Genomic DNA, 16,208 nt, shown 5'->3' with positions numbered 1-16,208 from the left:
ATACATCTGTGTATCGAGTTTAGTTACTGATTGGTAACAAGTGTGGCGCAGAAGACGCGCGCGGGGTGTCCGGCGGCTCAGCCGGGCAGATCCACGATCCACGGATCCGAGGGCAGGGTCGCGGGATCCCAGCGCTCGAGGATGTCCGCGGCGGTGCGACAGCCGGCCACCCCCAGGGACTCTCCGATCCTGCCGACCACCTGCGCCGCGCTCTCCCCTCGCGCCAGCCGGTTCCGCAGGGTCACTGCGCCGTCGCGCTTGGCCAGGCGCGCGCCCTCGCGGTTCACGGCGAGGGGGACGTGCGCGTACTCGGGGGCGGGCAGGCCCAGCAGCTGGGCCAGATGCGCCTGACGCGGGGCAGAGCTGAGCAGGTCATCGGCCCGCACCACCTGGTCCACACCCGCCGCGGCATCATCGACCACCACGGCCAGGTTGTAGGCGAGCACCCCGTCACCACGGCGCAGCACCAGGTCATCGACGGGCCCCGTCACCTCCCCGGCCCACAGGTCCTGGACCCGCCAGGAGCTGACCTCCGCGCGCAGGCGCACTGCCGGAGCTCGCCGCAGTTCGCGCATCCGCTCCCGGCCGCGCTCCCGCTCGGCCTCGGAGAGATCGCGGCAGGTGCCCGGGTACGCACCCGGCGGGGCATGCGGGGCGCTCGGCGCCTCGAGGATCTCGCGCCGGGTGCAGTAGCACTCGTAGACCAGACCGCGGGCGGTGAGCTCGGCGATCGCCGCCTGGTGCGCGGCGCCGCGCTCCGACTGCCTCATCACCTCGCCGTCCCAGTCCAGCCCCAGCGCCGCGAGGTCATCGAGCTGGCGCTGCTCGGCGCCCTCGCGCACCCGGTCCAGATCCTCGACCCGCAGGTGGAAGGCGCGAGAGGTGCGGCGGGCCAGCACCCAGGCGAGGATCGCGGTGCGCAGGTTGCCCAGATGCAGGTCCCCGCTGGGCGAGGGGGCGTAGCGACCGGCGCCGGGCGTGGACGGAGCGGCTGACATGCCGCTCAGTCTAGGAACCGGTGCGGATCAGCAGCACATCGCCCTCGCGACCTCCCGGCACCGGCCGCTCCGGTGGGGCGGGGGTGAAGCCGAGCCGCGCGGCGAGGGTGCGAGAGCGGTGATTGCCCGCCGCGGTCACCGCGACGATCTCGGCACCGTCGCCGCCCCGCCCCGCAGTGGAAGGGTCAGCAGTGGAGAGTCCCGCGGTGGAGTTCTCCGCGGTGGAGTGCTCCGCTGTGGTGATCGCGGGCGAGGTGAGCTGTGGGGAGGCGAGCACGGCCCGCATCGCCTCCGTGGCGATGCCGTGGCCGGTCGCGTCGGGGGAGAGGCGCCAGTACGCGCTCAGCGCGGGGCCGTCCTCGAGCTCGAGCGGGGACAGGCCCACGACGCCCAGCAGCCCATGCCACAGGAGGGGCGGGCCGACAGCGGGCGGCGTGCCGACCGCTGCTGCATCACCGACAGCGGGCGGCAGCCCAGCGTCGCCACCGTCGCCGACCGCGCCCGCAGTGCCTCCGTCGGCCCTGTGCGCCGCCCTCTTGGCGGCCCCGGACGACGCCTCCTCGTCGGCGGCATCCCGCGCCCGCACCGTCAGGTAGCCGACCCCGTGGTGATCCCAGCTCTCGCGCCATCGGCGGAGCACCCAGCGCATCTGTGCGCGGTCGGTGAGCGGCGCGGTGAGGTCCTCGGCGAAGGCACGGGGGTCCGCGTGCAGGGCATAGAGCTCCTCGAGATCCTCCTGTGCGACTGGCTGCAGCCGGAGTCGGGCGGTGAGGATCTCCAGCGCACCGGACGTCGCGCGTGCCTGCCCGGACGTCGCGCTTGCCTGCCCGGACGCGCCGCCTTGTCCGGACATGCCGACGGCGCGGCGATCATCATCCGGGGACGGGATCACCGCGCCGTCGTGCACGGATTGCTCCGTGAGGCGCTTGGCCGAGGTCTCAGGCGTCGCCGCGGTGGTTGCCGCGCTTCTCGTCGTCGGTGTCCGAGGTGTCCGGGTCGGAGTCGACCTTGACCTCCTTGGGCTCGACGTCGGAGGTGCGGTCCTCGCCCTTGAGGGCGGAGGCGACGTCACCGGCGTCGGCCGAGCCGACCGTGTCCGAGACGGTCGAGGAGTCGGAGTCGTCGCCGGCGGAGGCCGGGTAGTGCGCACGGGCGAAGTCCGCGGGCGGAGCCCAGGGATCCTCGACCGGGCGGGACTTCTGCCAGGCGATGTAACCCGCGGCGGCACCGGCGGCGGCCAGGCCCAGCACGAGCAGCACCTTGCCGGCGCGACCCTTCTTCTTCGGCTGCGGCGTGGGCTCGAGGACTGCGGAGCGGATGTCGCCCTGGCCCTTCTCGAGCTCGGTGCGCGCCGCGTCGATGGCGGCCTTCAGCACGGTGCCGGAGGTCTCCACCGTCTTGCGGGCGCGCGGGAGGTAGTCGTCCTGCACGTCGTGACGGATCTTGTCGGCGCGGGGGCCGAGGTTCGCCGAGATCTTGTCGGACTGCTCGCGCAGGCGCTTCTCCGCCTCGGGGGCGTACTGGCCGTACAGCTCGGTGGCGCGCGTGCGGGCCTCGCGAGCACCCTCGGACACCACAGGGCCCACCTGGGCGGCGAGCTTCTGCAGCTCCTCCACGGCCTTCTGAGCGTTCTGGCTGGTCGCGCCTGCGGCATCGGCGGACTTCGCGGCGTGCTTCTTGGCCTTCTTGGCTTCCCGCTTGGTGGTCAGCGCCATGGGGTTCCCCTTTCGGTCGAATCCGTCGGGTCGGGCCGACGATGGTCCCTGGGCCTCGGCAGCCGGAGGCTGTCGCGAACCCGTGTGGCACAACTCTAACGCGAGCGAGTATGCACGCTCACAGCCGTTGTGAAGAAGCCAGGGCCCACAGGAGCCCGTCCAGTCGGTCAGGGCTCCTCATATGCAAGGATGACCGCATGTTCGCAACTCTTCACACCAACCACGGGGACATCCGCCTGGAGCTGTTCCCGCACCACGCACCCAAGACCGTCGAGAACTTCGTGGGCCTCGCCGAGGGCACCAAGGAGTTCTCCGACCCCGAGACCGGCGAGAAGGTCTCGCGCCCGTTCTACGACGGCGTCATCTTCCACCGCATCATCGCGGGCTTCATGCTCCAGGGCGGCGACCCGCTGGGCACCGGCACCGGCGGCCCCGGCTACAACTTCGACGACGAGATCTCGGAGAAGAACTTCAACGAGCCCTACGTGCTCGCCATGGCCAACGCCGGCCAGCGCCGCAACGCGCTGACCGGTCGCCCCTCCGGCACCAATGGCTCGCAGTTCTTCATCACCGTCGGCCCCACGCCGCACCTGCAGGGCAAGCACACCGTCTTCGGCCAGGTCGCCGACGACGAGTCCAAGAAGGTCGTCGACGCGATCGAGGGCGTCAAGACCGACATGCGCGACCGTCCCCTCGAGGACGTCGTCATCACCTCGGTCACCATCGAGAAGTGACCCCGCCCGGGCCGTCGCCGCGCTGAGCGGCCGGCCCGACGCACGCAGCGGCCCGCTCCCGGATCTTCGGGAGCGGGCCGCTGTGCTGTGCTGTGCTGTGCGGGGCGGGGCGGGGCAGGGCGGTTGTGCGGTGTGGCGGTGGCGGTGGCGGGCGGCAGTGGAGACTGTGTCCTGGAACGGCCTATAGCAACGCGAGCTGGCTATATCGCCACCTCGCGTTGCCATAGGCCCGTGGCCACCCCAGTACCCTCGGCCCATGACGCAGCGACACCTCGCGGGGGCCCGGATCCTCGCCCAGGGCCTCGCCGGTCCGCCGCATCTCGCCGGTCCGCCGCACCTCGGGGACCCCGCCGAGGTGGCGCGCGCCTTCGGTGCCCACCAGGGGCAGGACCTCCCCGGGGTGATCGCCTCCCTCGCACTGCGCAGCGGCGGTGACCCGGGCGCGGTGCTCGCAGCCTTCGACCGCGGGGAGATCGTGCGCGGGTATCCGATGCGCGGCACCGTCTTCGCGGTCGCCGCCGACTCCCTGGCCTGGATCACCGAGCTCTGCGCGGCAGGGCCGCAGCGTGCGGCGGTGACCCGTCGTGGACAGCTGGGGATCGAGGAGCGTCACGTGCAGCGGGCCCGGGAGGTGCTCGAGGAGATCGCCGCGGAGCACTCGGCGCCGGGGGCCGGCCGCGGGGTGCTGCGCTCCGAGGTGATGGCCGCGTGGGAGGCCGCGGGGATCCGCACCGACCAGGGCCGCGGCTACCACCTGCTGGTCGAGCTGATCTCGCTCGGTATCGCCGCCTACGGTCCGTCGCGCGAGGGCGAGACGGCAGTGGTGCTCGCGAAGGACTGGCTGCCGGCCGGCACCGACCTCGACGGCGCGTTCGGCGGTGACCGCGTCGCTGCCGCGGCAGAGCTCGCCCGACGCTATTTCACCAGCCACGGCCCGGCGGGGGAGCGGGACCTGGCCTGGTGGTCCAAGCTTCCGCTGGGCCTGCTCCGGGAGGCCCTGCCCCGGATCGAGGACCAGCTCGAGAGCGGCTTCGCGGACAAGGAGGGGCGCCTGCACACCACCGAGGCCGCGGCGCGCGGAGGGAGCGGGGGGCGGTTGTGGTGGCGGCCGGGCCTGGTCCAGGAGTACGCCGCGCTCGAGAAGGAGACGATGCGCGAGCTGCTGCTGCCCGGATTCGACGAGCTGGTGCTCGGGTATCGCGACCGGCTCTACCTCATGGACCAGGACCGCCACCACGCGCTGGTGCCCGGGAACAACGGTGTGTTCAAGCGGGCGGCGCTGCGCCGCGGCGAGGTAGTAGGGGTCTGGACTCGCAAGGGAGCCGCCGGGAAGCGGACACTGGTCCTGGCCGAGCAGCGCCCGATCAGCGAGACTCAGCGTCGACGCTTCGAGAAGCTGTTCACCACCTTCCCGTACACCGTCGCCTGAGGAGAACCGGCTGGGAGGCGCCGCCCGAGGGCTGCTCTCCCGAACACCGTCACCGGATGGGTGCAGCGCCCGTCACCGGATGGCCGCAGCCCGAGACCGGACGGCCGCCGCCCGGGAGCGGCCCAGGCGGCCGTGGTGGAATGACCTCCATGGAACGACCCAGCTACGGCTACAGCGCCGAGGAGAACCCGGACCCGGACCCGCAGTCCCCGCCGGTGTGCCCGCGACACCCCGACCGGGTGAGCTACGTGCGCTGCAAGCGCTGCGACCGCCCGGCCTGCCCGGACTGCCAGCGCCCCACGGCCGTGGGAGTGCTCTGCGTGGACTGCGAGCGCGAGCTCTCCCGACAGCAGGCCTCCGCCCGGCCCCGCACGGCGATGGGCGCCGCGGTCGGCTCGCGCACGCCGTACGTCACGTACACGCTGATCGGCCTGTGCGTGCTCGCCTACCTCGGGCAGATGATCGCACCGCAGATCGTGGAGCAGCTGGGGATCTTCGCCCCCTTCCGCGCCGTGTTCATGCCGTGGACGTTCTTCACCGCCGGCTTCCTGCACGGCGGCATCGTGCACCTGGGGCTGAACATGTACTTCCTGTGGATGCTGGGGCCGGCTCTCGAGCAGACCGTCGGCCGCGTCCGCTATGCCGCGATCTTCCTGGTCTCGGTGCTCGGCGGCCACACCGCCATCTATCTGCTCGCCAGCCCGCTGAGCGATTCCTGGTTCACCGGGACGCTCGGCGCCAGCGGTGGCGTGTTCGGCCTGTTCGCGGCGATGTTCGTCGTCAATCGACGTCTCGGTGGGCAGACGGCGCAGATCGCGCTGCTGATCGTGGCGAACCTCGTGATCTCCTTCCTCTTCCCCCAGATCTCCTGGCAGGGGCATCTGGGCGGTCTCGTGCTCGGCGCGGCGGTGACCGCGGGGATGTTCGCCCTGCGCCCCAAGGCCGCTCCGGGCGTGGACCGCCGGGCGCTGGCGCAGCGCTCCGCGATCGTGCACTCGGCCGTGGTCGTGGCCGCAGTGGTGCTGTGCGTGGTACTGATCGTGGTCAAGACGATGCTGGTGCTGGGGCAGTGACCCAGCGCCCGTCAGCGGGCGCCGGCAGCACAGGAACGGGTCTGCACCACAGGGAGCGGGTCTGCATCACGGGTACGGGTCGGGGCGGCGCAGAGGCCGCCCCGACCCGTACCCGTCTGCTTCCCTCACCCCAACGTCCCTCGAATTTCCCCCCAATGCCCCTCGAGCGTTCCCCATTAACACGGATGCGCGAGGGCTTCCCCCGGGATCCGCGAACTACACGCATGTGGTTTTCCCCAGTTGTGGACGGAGTTGGGGATAACTCTGGAAGAGTGTGGGGATGACAGGCTCTAGCTGTGGAAAACCGGGGACGCGCTGTGGACGGACGGTGGGGACCGAGCGCAGCGTGGTCGGCCGACGTGCGCATGCTCACCGTGGGTGACACGCCCGTCCCGCCTGCGGGAACGCCTCCGCAGCTCTGCGGGACAGTCATGACCTCTCCGCGGCGGTGCGTCGCTGACCTGCAGTGATGTAAGTCGCTCTGTGGCCGGTGGTGGATCGTCCGAGCCTCGCGCGGCGGAGCATCTCACGCTCCTGGCGCACTCTGCGACACGCCCGGGTTCTCCGTCGTACCTGCGGAACTACATGTCTGTCATTCGTCCACGCCTGTGGAAAACTCTGTGGACAACTCCGCGGACGGACTGGAGGAGAGCCGTTTCCTGGCGACTGGATCCCGTGATGCACCGGTTGTGCACATCGTGACGAGGCGGGCTGTCCCGATCCGACAGCGCCTCTTGACGTCAGGCCCGCCAGCAGGCTCGGCGGCAGGCCCGCCAGCAGAGACGGAGGCCCGTGGGGCTCAGTGCTCGGCGCCGCCCGGCAGCGGGACGTCGGCCTCGCGGCGCAGCGCCACCTCGACCATCCGTACGAGCGCCCGCGCTGTGGTGGGGGAGTCGACGACATCCGCCGAGGGGACGTGGACGAAGCCGCCGCGGATCTTCTCGAGGGAGGCGTCGGTCGCCAGCAGGTGCTGGAGGGTGTAGAAGACGTCATTGCACACGTAGGTGCCGGCGGTCTGCGAGACGGCGCCAGGGATCCCGTCGGCCGCGAGCGCGGAGACCATCGCCTTGATCGGCAGGGTGCTGAAGTAGCCCACCGGCCCATCAGCCACGACCGGCTCGTCCACCGGGCTCGCGCCCGCGTTGTCCGGGATCCGCGCATCGCGCACGTTGACCGCCACCCGCTCCGGTGTGATGCGCTCTCGGCCCGATGCGAGCCCCACCGCGATCACCAGCCGCGCGCGGTGATGTCGCACCGCCTCCACGAGCAGATCCCCGCCCCGGTCGAACTCCACCGGGAGCTCGAGGGTCTCCACCGTGAGACCGCCGGAGCGCAGCAGCGGAGCAGCCAGGCGCACCGCCTCCCACGACTCGTTGACGCTCGCACCGGCGAAGGGCGCGAATCCGGTGAGCAGCACGTCGGTGGTCATGGGCACAGCCTACGGAGAGCCGACCCGGGAGAAAAGCAGAGGCGGGCCCCGGCCCGACTCTCTACGCTGGGCCGATGGCAGAGCACCTCGACGACCATGACCTCACGATCCTGCACCCGCCGTTCGGCCTCGTGCTGCGCGTCGGCGACCTCACCCTGCGCCCGCTCGCCGACGCGGATCTGGCCGAGTACGCCGCCCTGATCCGTCGGCCGATCTTCGAGGACCCGGACTCCCCGGCGGTCTTCCCCTGGTATCGGGCCGACCCCGAGACGCGGGTGCGCAACGCGCTGGCGTTCCAGTGGCGGCTGCGCAGCGAGATCGAGCCGGACGGCTGGACGCTCCCGTTCGGTGTGAGCGCGCACGGCCGACTCATCGGCTGCCAGGACATGTCCGCGTCGCGCTTCGGCGAGCGACGCGTGGTCAGCTCCGGGTCCTGGCTCACCCTGGACGCCCACGGGAAGGGCTACGGGAAGCTCATGCGCCAGGCGATGCTCGTGCTCGCCTTCGACCACCTCGGGGCCCTGCGGGCGGAGTCCCTGGCCGCTGTCGGGAACGGGCGCTCCGTCGCCGTCTCCCGGGGCTGCGGGTACGTGGACAACGGCACCAAGGTGTCCACGCTGCCCGGCCCTGTCCACGAGGAGCAGAGGTTCCTGGTCACGCCCGAGAGCTTCCGTCGGCCCGAGGTGCCTTTGCGGATCGAGGGCGTCACCGCCGAGCTGCGGGCCATGCTGGGGGCGCCGTAGCCGCAGCGTCGCGCCGACCCGAACGACCCGAAAGACCTGGTGACCGCACGCTGCACGAGACCCACCGCGTGCGGGCCCGGCATGCAGCCGGCCTCTGACCCCTGCGGGGATCAGAGGCCGGTGCTCACCGCCCGGGAAGGGGTCAGCAGTAGGCCGTCGTGGCGGTGGTGCGCACCGTCGACTTCGTCGCCTTCTTCGTGCCGCCCTTGTACTTGCACGATTCGAGCAGCGTGCCCTTCGTGGCGTACAGGCGGGCCGTGTCACCGGTGTTGTTCCAGATGTAGCTGGACTTGTTCCAGTAGAGGGTGGTCGAGGTGTTCTTCCCCTTGCCCGAGCGGATGGTGAGGGTCTTGCCGGGCTTGAGCTTGGTGCCCTTGGGGAAGGAGAACTTCTGGGGGCCGTTGTCCCGCAGCACGTATCCCGTGAGGGTCAGCGTCTTCTTCCCCGTGTTCTTCACCTGGATGTACTCCTTGGTGTAGCCGGAGTTCTTCGAGTGGTCCTTGCCCTTGGGGTCGTAGTGGATCTTCACGATGTCCAGCGGCTTCTTCACCGCTGCCTCCGCCGCAGGGGGAGCGGCGACGAGGGTCGTGGCGACCAGCAGCGCGGCGAGCAGCGCGACCAGGAATCGGGCGCGCGGAGTGAGGGAGAGATGCATGGAGACCCCTGGGGGCGAGGGCGATCCGCGGGTGCTTCGCCGGGAGACGGCTCCGGTGCATCCTCAAGATCGAGACCGATGTGGATGATCCGAAATATAGCCTCATCCGCGCCGGCTCGCCACACTTTCTGAACAGTTGCGCAGAGGTGTGCGCCACACTCCTGCGCCCCTGGTCGCGAGGGTTTTCTGCGGCAGGCCGTGCTGCGCCGTGCTGCGCCGGGCCGGGCCGGGTCGGGCAGTGCCGTGCCGCCGGTGCCGCAGGGCCGGGGCGCTGCCGTGCACCGCCTCGGCCCTGCCTCACCTCACATCGAGTCCTGCCACGCCTGGTACAGCGCGGCGAAGCGTCCGCCCTGGGAGACGAGCTCGGTGGGGGAGCCGTCCTCGACGACCTCGCCGCCGTGCACGACCAGCACCCTGTCCGCGATCATCACCGTGGTCAGACGGTGGGCGATGATCAGCGAGGTGCGCTGGCCGAGCAGCTTCGTCAGCCCCTCCTGCACCATCCGCTCGGAGGGGATGTCCAGCGAGCTGGTGGCCTCATCGAGGATCAGCACCCGGGGGTCGGCGAGGAAGGCACGTGCGAAGGAGATCAGCTGCCGCTGCCCGGCGCTGACGCGGCCTCCGCGCTTGTTCACGTCGGTGTCGTAGCCGTAGGGGAGCTTCTCGATGAACTCGTCGGCCCCGATCGCGCGGGCCGCCGCTTCGATCTCCTCGCGGCTCGCCCCGGGCTTGCCGAGGGCGATGTTGTCCGCGACGGTGCCGGAGAACAGGTACGCCTCCTGGGTGACCATGACGATGTTGCGCGTCAGATCCTCCATCGAGATGTCCCGCAGATCCACGCCGTCCAGCGTCACCCTGCCCTCGGTCGCGTCGTAGAAGCGGGCGATGAGCTTCGCGACCGTGGACTTCCCGGCGCCGGTCTGGCCCACCAGGGCGACCGTCTGCCCGGCAGGGATGTGCAGATCCATCGGCTGCAGGACGGTCGGTCCGTCGGCGCTGTAGCGGAAGGAGACGTCCTCGAAGTCGACCTGCCCGGAGGAGGTGGGCAGCGCCGTCGGGGACGGCGACTCCTGCACGTGCGGCTGCACCGCGAGCAGGTTCGCGATCTTCTCGAGCGCCGCCACAGCGGACTGGAAGGCGTTGTAGAAGTTCGCGATCTCGTCCACCGGCTGGAAGAACCGGCGCGAGTACAGCACCAGGGCCACCAGCACGCCCACCTGCAGGTCACCGCTCAGCACCCGGAACCCGCCCACCACGAGCACAGCGGCGATCGTGATGTTGGCCAGCACGCGCAGCGCCGGCTGGTAGATGCCGAACACGTTGATCGAGCGCATCGACGCATCGCGGTAGTCCTGAGCGAGAGTGTCGAACTCCGCCTGGTTGCGCTCCTCCTTGCGGAAGGCCTTCACCGCGCGGATCCCGGCCATCGCCTCGACGAAGTGGACGATCAGCCGCGCCGAATGGGTGCGGATCGCGCGGTACTCCACCCGGGAGCGCTTCTGGAACCACACCGTCAGGGCCAGGCACGGGATCAGCATCAGCAGCATCACCACGCCGGTCACCGGATCCATGGTCACGATCAGCACGATCGTGAACACCATCGACAGGGAGGCGCCCACCATGACGTTCACACCGGAGTCCAGCAGCTCGCGCAGCGCCTCCATGTCGGAGGTCTGGCGGGAGACGATCCGGCCCGAGGTGTAGGACTCGTGGAACTCGAGATCCTGCTTCTGGGTGAAGCGGAAGACCTTCCTGCGCAGCTGGAGCAGCATCCGCTGGCCCACGACGACGGACTGGCGCACGTACCCGAAGGTCAGCACACCGCCGATGATCGCGGCGCCGACGGCGAGGCCCGCCGCCTGGTAGGCGGGGACCGGATCGCCGTCCATCAGGGAGGGCAGGCCGTGGTCGATGCCCCAGGCGATGATCGCCGGGCCCGCCACCACGGCGAGCTGCGCGATGACGACCATGATCGCCATCAGCACGAACTGGCCCTTGACCGGGGAGATCAGCTCCCCGAGCAGGGCGAAGGAGCGCTGGCGTGAGGCCTTGTTCTCGGCGGCGGTGTAGGTCTGGTGCTCCGGATCGTTCTGATCCGGCTGCTGGTTCGTGGCGGGAGCGGTGCTCATCGGCCCTCCTCCTGGATCGCACGGAGCTCGAGCTCACCGGTGAGGGTCTCGATGTCCTGGTCTCGGCGTCGCTCCTCCTCCTGGTTCGCGATCACCCACCGATAGCGGGCCGAGCTCGCCATCAGCTCGCTGTGGGTGCCCACCTCGACCACTCGCCCGTGGTCCAGCAGCGCGACCCTGTCCGCCAGGGCGACGGTCGAGGTGCGGTGGGCGACGATCAGGGTGGTGGTGCCGCGCAGCACCTCACGCAGCCGTACGGTGACGATCTCCTCGGTCCGGGTGTCCAGGGCCGAGAGCGGATCGTCGAGCAGCAGCACCGCGGGCTTCGCCGCGATGGATCGGGCCAGGGCCAGGCGCTGACGCTGCCCGCCGGAGAGGCTCATGCCCTCCTCGCCGATGCGGGTGTCCACCCCCTCCGGCAGCTCGAGCGCGAAGGAGGCGTCGGCGGTGCGCAGCGCCAGCTGCAGCAGATCCTCGGCCTGCTCCTCGCTGAGGGAACTGTCGGCGCCCAGCAGCACGTTGTCCCGCACCGAGTCGGAGAACAGCGTCGCGTCCTCGAAGGCCACCGCGGTGAGGGTGCGCAGATCGGTGAGATCCATGTCGCGGATGTCGACCCCGTCGATGGTGATCGCACCGGAGGTGACGTCGTACAGCCTCGGCACCAGCTGCAGCAGCGTCGACTTGCCGCTGCCGGTCACGCCCACCAGCGCCATGGTCTCGCCGGGGAGGACCTCGAGGCTCGCGCCGTCGAGCACGTCGGGCACATGGTCCGGGGCGTCCTCGTAGCGGAAGTGCACATCGTGCAGCCGCACCGCACCGGTCGCGGCCGACGCGTCGATGTGCGCCGAGGGCTCGGGCGAGGTGATGGTGTTCTCGGAGTCCATCACCTCGTAGTGACGGTCCAGGGCGGTGGTCGCGTTCACGGCCTGGCCCAGCAGCATCCCCAGCATCCTCACCGGTCCCACCACCAGGGTGGCGGTCGCGAAGTAGGAGGCCAGCTGGCCGGTGGAGATGTCTCCCGAGGCGGTCAGGTGCAGACCCACCAGCAGGGCGATGCCGAGCGCGAGCTCGGGCAGCATGAACATGAACATGTCGAAGCGGGCGATCGCGGTGGCCTTGCGCACCTCGGTACGGCGCAGCTCCTCGGCCTGCTCGGTGAAGCCTTCGAGGGCCGTCGGACCGCGACCGAAGGCCTTCAGCACACGGATGCCCTGCACCGACTGCTCGATCGTGGTGGCCAGGTCGCCGTTCTGATCCTGCGAGAGGCGGGAGAGCACGGAGAAGCTGCGGTTGAAGCGATAGGCGATGATCGTCACCGGCACCGCGGCGAGGAAGAAGATCAGCGCCAGGATCGCGGAGGAGCGGATCAGCAGGGCCATGCCCACGGAGATGGTGACCACGTTGGTCACCGCCATGATCATGCCGAAGGCGATCCAGCGACGGATCTGGTTGATGTCGCTCATCATGCGCGAGAGCAGCTGGCCGGAGCCCCAGCCGTCGTGGAAGGTGACCGGCAGGTGCTGGACCTTCGCGTAGAAGCCGACGCGGATCTGCTTCTCGACCGTGGTCGAGGGCGCGACGGCGAAGGTGCGCCGCAGCCAGATCAGGGAGGCCTCGACGATGCCGAGCGCAAGCACGATCGCGCCGCCGGTCCAGATCGTGGCGGCGGTGGCGTCGGTTTCGAGGCGGTTGACGATGAACTCGAGGACCTGCGGGATCATCAGGGCGACGATCGAGGCCGTCATCGCGCTGAGCAGGCCGAGGTAGAGGCGGAATCGAATGGGGCGAACGGTGGTCCAGAGGCGGCGCATGGTGCCGAGCATGGGAAGAGAGAACCTCAGGGGGATGCGGGAGCCCCCGACGGTCGGGGACGAAGGCTTAGCCTAGTCAACTATTTCATCGACCGGTAGGGGATTACGCCTCCCGGTCAGAAGGGATCAAGCGCATTCCGGGGCGCGGTGCGTTCTGTTCTCTGGGAGGGGGCCATCGGGGGTTCGCTGGGGCTCGCGGGGCTCCTCAGGGGCGACGCGGGCAGCCGTGCGGCACGTGTGGCCGGGTCGCTTCACGGTTCGGCCCCATGCCAGGTGCCGTTCTGGCGTGGTCAGAGCGGCACCTGACATGGGGTCGGCGCCTGCGGAGCCCGGGGCCAGTCCTCGCGGAGCGTCGGATCCGCGGCGACGGGCGTCAGGCAGGATCAGGCGCGGTCGTCGGCGGGGATCCACTCACCGTAGGCGGCGTCGGAGAGCACGGCGGCGGCGCCGGCGGCCGCTGCGGTCACCGTGAGGACCGCCGGCCACGCGCCGATCTTCTTCGCCAGCGGATGGGACAGGCCGAAACCGACCACGTAGGTCGCGCCGAGCACGGCGGTGGTGGCCGGGCCGCGGCGTGCCAGCCAGGTGCGTCCCGCGTACAGCCCGGCGGCTGCGAGCACCACGCCACCGAGGGGTCGGATGCCCGTCTCGCGGGCGGTCAGCCAGCCGCCGACCAGCCCGAGGGCGACGACGGGGGCGGTGTTCACGGACGTGGCGGGCTTGATCGCAGTGCTCATGCCTCGAGCCTACGACGCTGCGCTGGGAGGGCGTGGCGCCCTCCGGGAAGTCCGTCGACCATTGCACAGTCGGCGTTCTCAGCGCTCAGAGCGCTCACTGTGCAACGGTCGAGGTCGATCTGGTGCCGGGCGGGCGCTCAGCGCACCACCGCGATGCCGTGGGCGGGCACCTCGCCCGGGGCGGCGGGGCCGACGCCGTCGAGCATGTCCGCGCCGCTGACCACCTCGAGCACCTCGCCCGGGGCCGGACGGGGCTCGTCGCCGAGGTTCAGCACCAGAGTGAGCGGGGCGGGGGCGCTGTCGCCGAGCCCATCGCCCGCGCCAGCACCCTCGGCGCCCGCGCCCGCGCCCGCGCCTTCGCTGGCGCCGCCCCCGACAGCACCGCCGCCCCCGCCAGCCGCACCGACTCCCGTGCCCGGCGCCAGCACGATCTGCGCCCAGGTGTTCTCGAGCGTCTCCTCGTCCACGTGCACCGAGGCGGTCGTGAGCCACGGTTCCCGTCGGCGCAGCGAGAACAGGCGGCGATGCACCTCGAGGATCCGCTCCGCGGCCTCCGGCTTCAGCAGCGTGAGGTGGTGGGGGCCGCCCGCGGCGCTGCGCTCGCCGGGGCCTGAGGCACCGTGCTCGGGGCCTGCGGCGCTGCGCTCGCCGGGGCCCGCGGCGCCGTGCTCGGAGCCTGCGGCGCCGTCGGGCGAGGAGGCCGTGGCGACCACCTCGTCCGGGCCGCCGGGGAACCAGGGGCGGATCGCGTCGTCCCCGCCGGCGCGCTCCTCCTTGATCCCGGTCGCGCCGAACTCGTCCCCGGCGTAGACCGTCGGGATCCCGGGCAGCAGGGCGAGCAGGGCGAACGCGGCGGAGAGGTCGCGGCCGTCCGCGAGCTGGGAGGCGATGCGGGTGGTGTCGTGGTTGCCCACGAAGGTCTGCGGGTGCGCCCCGCCCTCGGCGTCCAGGAACTCCTGGTGGCGGCCCAGGGCGTGGGCGAGCTCGAAGAGGTTGCCGTCGCGGAGGCCGGACCAGATCGCCTTCCACAGCTCGTACTGGGTGATCGAATCCGCGGTGGACGCGGCGGCGAAGGCCGGGTAGTCGCCGTGGATGACCTCGCCGAGGATCCACGCCTCGGGATGTGCGGCCCGCACCCGCTCGAGGATCGGCGCCCAGGACTCGGGCCCGGCGGCGTACATCGCGTCCAGCCGCCAGCCGTCGATCCCGCGCGCGAGCCAGCGGTCCATGATCTCCACGACGCGGTCCTGGATGATCGCATCGGCCAGATCGATCTCGATGAGGTCCGCGTTGCCCTCGAAGCCGTAGGGGCTGGTGCCGGACCAGCGGATCCGGGCACCGTCCTCGGTGCCGGGCCCGGCCGCGATGGCCCGCCGCGCCACGGGATGGCGGTCCGAGACGTGGTTGAAGACGCCGTCGAGCACCACGCGGATCCCCCGCTCGTGGCAGGCGGCGATCAGCGCATCGATGTCGGCCTCGTCGCCCAGGCGCGGATCCAGCCGACGGTGCTCGAGGGTGTCGTAGCCGTGGGAGACGGAGTCGAAGACCGGGTTCAGCAGCAGCACGTTCGCGCCGAGCCCCACCAGGTGATCGAGCCAGCCGTGCAGGCGGCGCAGGCGGTGCACGACATTCTCCCCGTCGGCCCCGCCGTATCCCTCGCCGCCGAGGTCCTCGCGATGGCGGGGCGCTCCGCAGAAGCCCAGCGGGTAGACCTGCCAGCAGATCGCATCGCGGATCCAGAACGGTGCAGGCACGGTAGTCATGGCGCCATCGTAGGCGCGGGGACACGGAGGCAGTGTTCAATGGGGCCACCGAACCGTTCTGACGGCCAGTCCGCCTCATCCCCCAGGAGCGATCACCGATGATCCGCATGCGCACCGACTTCTTCGCCGAGTCCCTCGGGATGGGCACCTCGATGGTGGTGCTGATGCCGCAGGCCGCTGCGGGTATCGGGATGGAGGGGGCCGACGGTGCCGCCTCCGTCGCCGAGGACGAGCGCGGCGTGCCGGTGCTCTACCTGCTGCACGGGCTGAGCGACGACTGCACCATCTGGGAGCGCCGCACCTCCATCGAGCGCTACGCCACCGAGAAGGGCATCGCGGTGGTGATGCCCGAGGTGCGCCGCTCGTTCTACGCCGACGAAGTCGTGGGGGAGAAGTACTGGACCTTCATCGCCGAGGAGCTGCCGCAGCTGATCGCGAGCACCTTCCGCGTCTCCACCGCCCGGGAGGACACCTTCGTGGCGGGCCTGTCGATGGGAGGGTTCGGGGCGTTCAAGCTGGCGCTGAACCATCCGGACCGCTTCGCGGCCGCGGCGAGCCTCTCCGGGGTGCTCGACGCCCGGACCCTGGACCTCGGCTGGACCGGCACCCTCGGCGAGCGGGTGTGGGCGGGTCGGGACGTCGCCGGCACCGCGGATGACCTCGTGGGCCTGGTCGGCGCGGCCGATCCCGCCGCCCTGCCCGCCCTGTTCGTCGACTGCGGGACAGAGGACGAGCTGCTCGCGCACCACCGCACCTTCCTCGCCGCCGCCGACGAGCGCGGGGTCGAGGTGCAGGCGCGCCTCCGCCCGGGGGCGCACACCTGGGACTTCTGGGACCAGAGCATCCAGGATGTCCTGGACTGGCTGCCGGTCCGGGAGCGCTGATCCGGACGGGTCCGCGCGCGAGGACCCGGATGCGGAAGGATGGGGCGGTCAGTCCCGCCGACCCTCCTCAGGAGCGAGCATGGCCCTCTTCGCCGTTCAGTACACCTA

At 71.0% G+C, this 16,208-nt stretch carries 14 protein-coding genes; 5 read left to right on the top strand and 9 right to left on the bottom strand.

What is annotated here, in order from left to right:
• Positions 1–77 precede the first annotated feature (77 nt).
• The 3 genes from gluQRS to VF289_RS18730 are packed head-to-tail and all read right to left on the bottom strand — an operon-like array spanning position 78 to position 2,713.
• Positions 78–998 carry a tRNA glutamyl-Q(34) synthetase GluQRS gene (gene gluQRS, locus VF289_RS18740; protein WP_330885884.1) on the bottom strand — a complete coding sequence of 307 codons (921 nt, stop codon included), beginning with the start codon at positions 996–998 and terminating at the stop codon, positions 78–80.
• Between the two features lie 10 nt (positions 999–1,008).
• On the bottom strand, positions 1,009–1,905 hold the full coding sequence (locus VF289_RS18735) for a GNAT family N-acetyltransferase (RefSeq protein ID WP_330885882.1): 897 nt from the start codon (positions 1,903–1,905) through the stop codon (positions 1,009–1,011).
• A gap of 31 nt (positions 1,906–1,936) precedes the next feature.
• Positions 1,937–2,713, bottom strand: a complete 777-nt coding sequence (locus tag VF289_RS18730) for a hypothetical protein (protein ID WP_330885880.1) — start codon at positions 2,711–2,713, stop codon at positions 1,937–1,939.
• 197 nt (positions 2,714–2,910) lie between these two features.
• On the opposite strand from VF289_RS18730, the gene VF289_RS18725 reads away from it, so the two are divergent.
• The 3 genes from VF289_RS18725 to VF289_RS18715 all read left to right on the top strand — a co-directional run bounded on the left by VF289_RS18725 (position 2,911) and on the right by VF289_RS18715 (position 5,949).
• Positions 2,911–3,447: a peptidylprolyl isomerase gene (locus tag VF289_RS18725; protein WP_330885878.1), complete on the top strand. Its 537-nt coding sequence runs from the start codon at positions 2,911–2,913 to the stop codon at positions 3,445–3,447.
• A 256-nt stretch (positions 3,448–3,703) separates the two neighbouring features.
• Positions 3,704–4,876 (top strand): winged helix DNA-binding domain-containing protein, encoded by a 1,173-nt coding sequence (locus tag VF289_RS18720; protein ID WP_330885876.1) that lies wholly within the window; start codon positions 3,704–3,706, stop codon positions 4,874–4,876.
• 149 nt (positions 4,877–5,025) lie between these two features.
• On the top strand, positions 5,026–5,949 hold the full coding sequence (locus VF289_RS18715) for a rhomboid family intramembrane serine protease (RefSeq protein ID WP_330885874.1): 924 nt from the start codon (positions 5,026–5,028) through the stop codon (positions 5,947–5,949).
• Between the two features lie 799 nt (positions 5,950–6,748).
• On the opposite strand, the gene VF289_RS18710 is transcribed toward VF289_RS18715, so the two are convergent.
• Positions 6,749–7,378 (bottom strand): pyroglutamyl-peptidase I, encoded by a 630-nt coding sequence (locus VF289_RS18710; RefSeq protein WP_330885872.1) that lies wholly within the window; start codon positions 7,376–7,378, stop codon positions 6,749–6,751.
• A gap of 74 nt (positions 7,379–7,452) precedes the next feature.
• Between VF289_RS18710 and VF289_RS18705 the strand changes: the two genes are divergently transcribed.
• A complete protein-coding gene (locus VF289_RS18705; protein ID WP_330885870.1) occupies positions 7,453–8,121 on the top strand; it encodes a GNAT family N-acetyltransferase in 669 nt (222 codons plus the stop codon).
• 142 nt (positions 8,122–8,263) lie between these two features.
• Here VF289_RS18705 and VF289_RS18700 read toward each other — a convergent pair whose 3' ends face one another.
• The 5 genes from VF289_RS18700 to VF289_RS18680 all read right to left on the bottom strand — a co-directional run bounded on the left by VF289_RS18700 (position 8,264) and on the right by VF289_RS18680 (position 15,216).
• Entirely contained in the window at positions 8,264–8,776 is a 513-nt protein-coding gene (locus VF289_RS18700; protein ID WP_330885868.1) for a lamin tail domain-containing protein, read from the bottom strand.
• Positions 8,777–9,078: 302 nt separating this feature from the next.
• Positions 9,079–10,905, bottom strand: a complete 1,827-nt coding sequence (locus tag VF289_RS18695) for an ABC transporter ATP-binding protein (protein WP_330885866.1) — start codon at positions 10,903–10,905, stop codon at positions 9,079–9,081.
• Positions 10,902–12,728: an ABC transporter ATP-binding protein gene (locus tag VF289_RS18690; RefSeq protein ID WP_330885864.1), complete on the bottom strand. Its 1,827-nt coding sequence runs from the start codon at positions 12,726–12,728 to the stop codon at positions 10,902–10,904. Before VF289_RS18690 ends, VF289_RS18695 begins: the two co-directional genes overlap by 4 nt.
• A 371-nt stretch (positions 12,729–13,099) precedes the next feature.
• The gene (locus VF289_RS18685) at positions 13,100–13,453 is read right to left on the bottom strand and encodes a hypothetical protein (RefSeq protein ID WP_330885862.1); all 354 of its coding nucleotides are present in this window, start codon (positions 13,451–13,453) and stop codon (positions 13,100–13,102) included.
• Between the two features lie 137 nt (positions 13,454–13,590).
• Positions 13,591–15,216, bottom strand: coding sequence for an alpha-amylase family glycosyl hydrolase (locus tag VF289_RS18680; RefSeq protein WP_330885860.1), 1,626 nt, complete (start codon positions 15,214–15,216; stop codon positions 13,591–13,593).
• Between the two features lie 98 nt (positions 15,217–15,314).
• Here VF289_RS18680 and VF289_RS18675 point away from each other — a divergent pair, with 98 nt between their 5' ends.
• A complete protein-coding gene (locus tag VF289_RS18675; RefSeq protein ID WP_330885858.1) occupies positions 15,315–16,100 on the top strand; it encodes an alpha/beta hydrolase family protein in 786 nt (261 codons plus the stop codon).
• The last annotated feature ends 108 nt before the right edge of the window (positions 16,101–16,208 follow it).

The sequence above is a fragment of the Brachybacterium sp. genome (assembly GCF_036379615.1).
Classification (GTDB): Bacteria; Actinomycetota; Actinomycetes; order Actinomycetales; family Dermabacteraceae; genus Brachybacterium.
Note: the sequence above shows the minus strand (reverse complement) of the source record. Positions and strands in the feature narration are given on the sequence as shown.

Coding starts and splice junctions, on each gene's coding strand:
- VF289_RS18695 (WP_330885866.1), bottom strand. CDS start 10,905: ATGAGCACCGCTCCCGCCACGAACCAGCAGCCGGATCAGAACGATCCG.
- VF289_RS18710 (WP_330885872.1), bottom strand. CDS start 7,378: ATGACCACCGACGTGCTGCTCACCGGATTCGCGCCCTTCGCCGGTGCG.
- VF289_RS18680 (WP_330885860.1), bottom strand. CDS start 15,216: ATGACTACCGTGCCTGCACCGTTCTGGATCCGCGATGCGATCTGCTGG.
- VF289_RS18700 (WP_330885868.1), bottom strand. CDS start 8,776: ATGCATCTCTCCCTCACTCCGCGCGCCCGATTCCTGGTCGCGCTGCTC.
- VF289_RS18685 (WP_330885862.1), bottom strand. CDS start 13,453: ATGAGCACTGCGATCAAGCCCGCCACGTCCGTGAACACCGCCCCCGTC.
- VF289_RS18725 (WP_330885878.1), top strand. CDS start 2,911: ATGTTCGCAACTCTTCACACCAACCACGGGGACATCCGCCTGGAGCTG.
- VF289_RS18730 (WP_330885880.1), bottom strand. CDS start 2,713: ATGGCGCTGACCACCAAGCGGGAAGCCAAGAAGGCCAAGAAGCACGCC.
- VF289_RS18720 (WP_330885876.1), top strand. CDS start 3,704: ATGACGCAGCGACACCTCGCGGGGGCCCGGATCCTCGCCCAGGGCCTC.
- VF289_RS18675 (WP_330885858.1), top strand. CDS start 15,315: ATGATCCGCATGCGCACCGACTTCTTCGCCGAGTCCCTCGGGATGGGC.
- gluQRS (WP_330885884.1), bottom strand. CDS start 998: ATGTCAGCCGCTCCGTCCACGCCCGGCGCCGGTCGCTACGCCCCCTCG.
- VF289_RS18715 (WP_330885874.1), top strand. CDS start 5,026: ATGGAACGACCCAGCTACGGCTACAGCGCCGAGGAGAACCCGGACCCG.
- VF289_RS18690 (WP_330885864.1), bottom strand. CDS start 12,728: ATGCTCGGCACCATGCGCCGCCTCTGGACCACCGTTCGCCCCATTCGA.
- VF289_RS18705 (WP_330885870.1), top strand. CDS start 7,453: ATGGCAGAGCACCTCGACGACCATGACCTCACGATCCTGCACCCGCCG.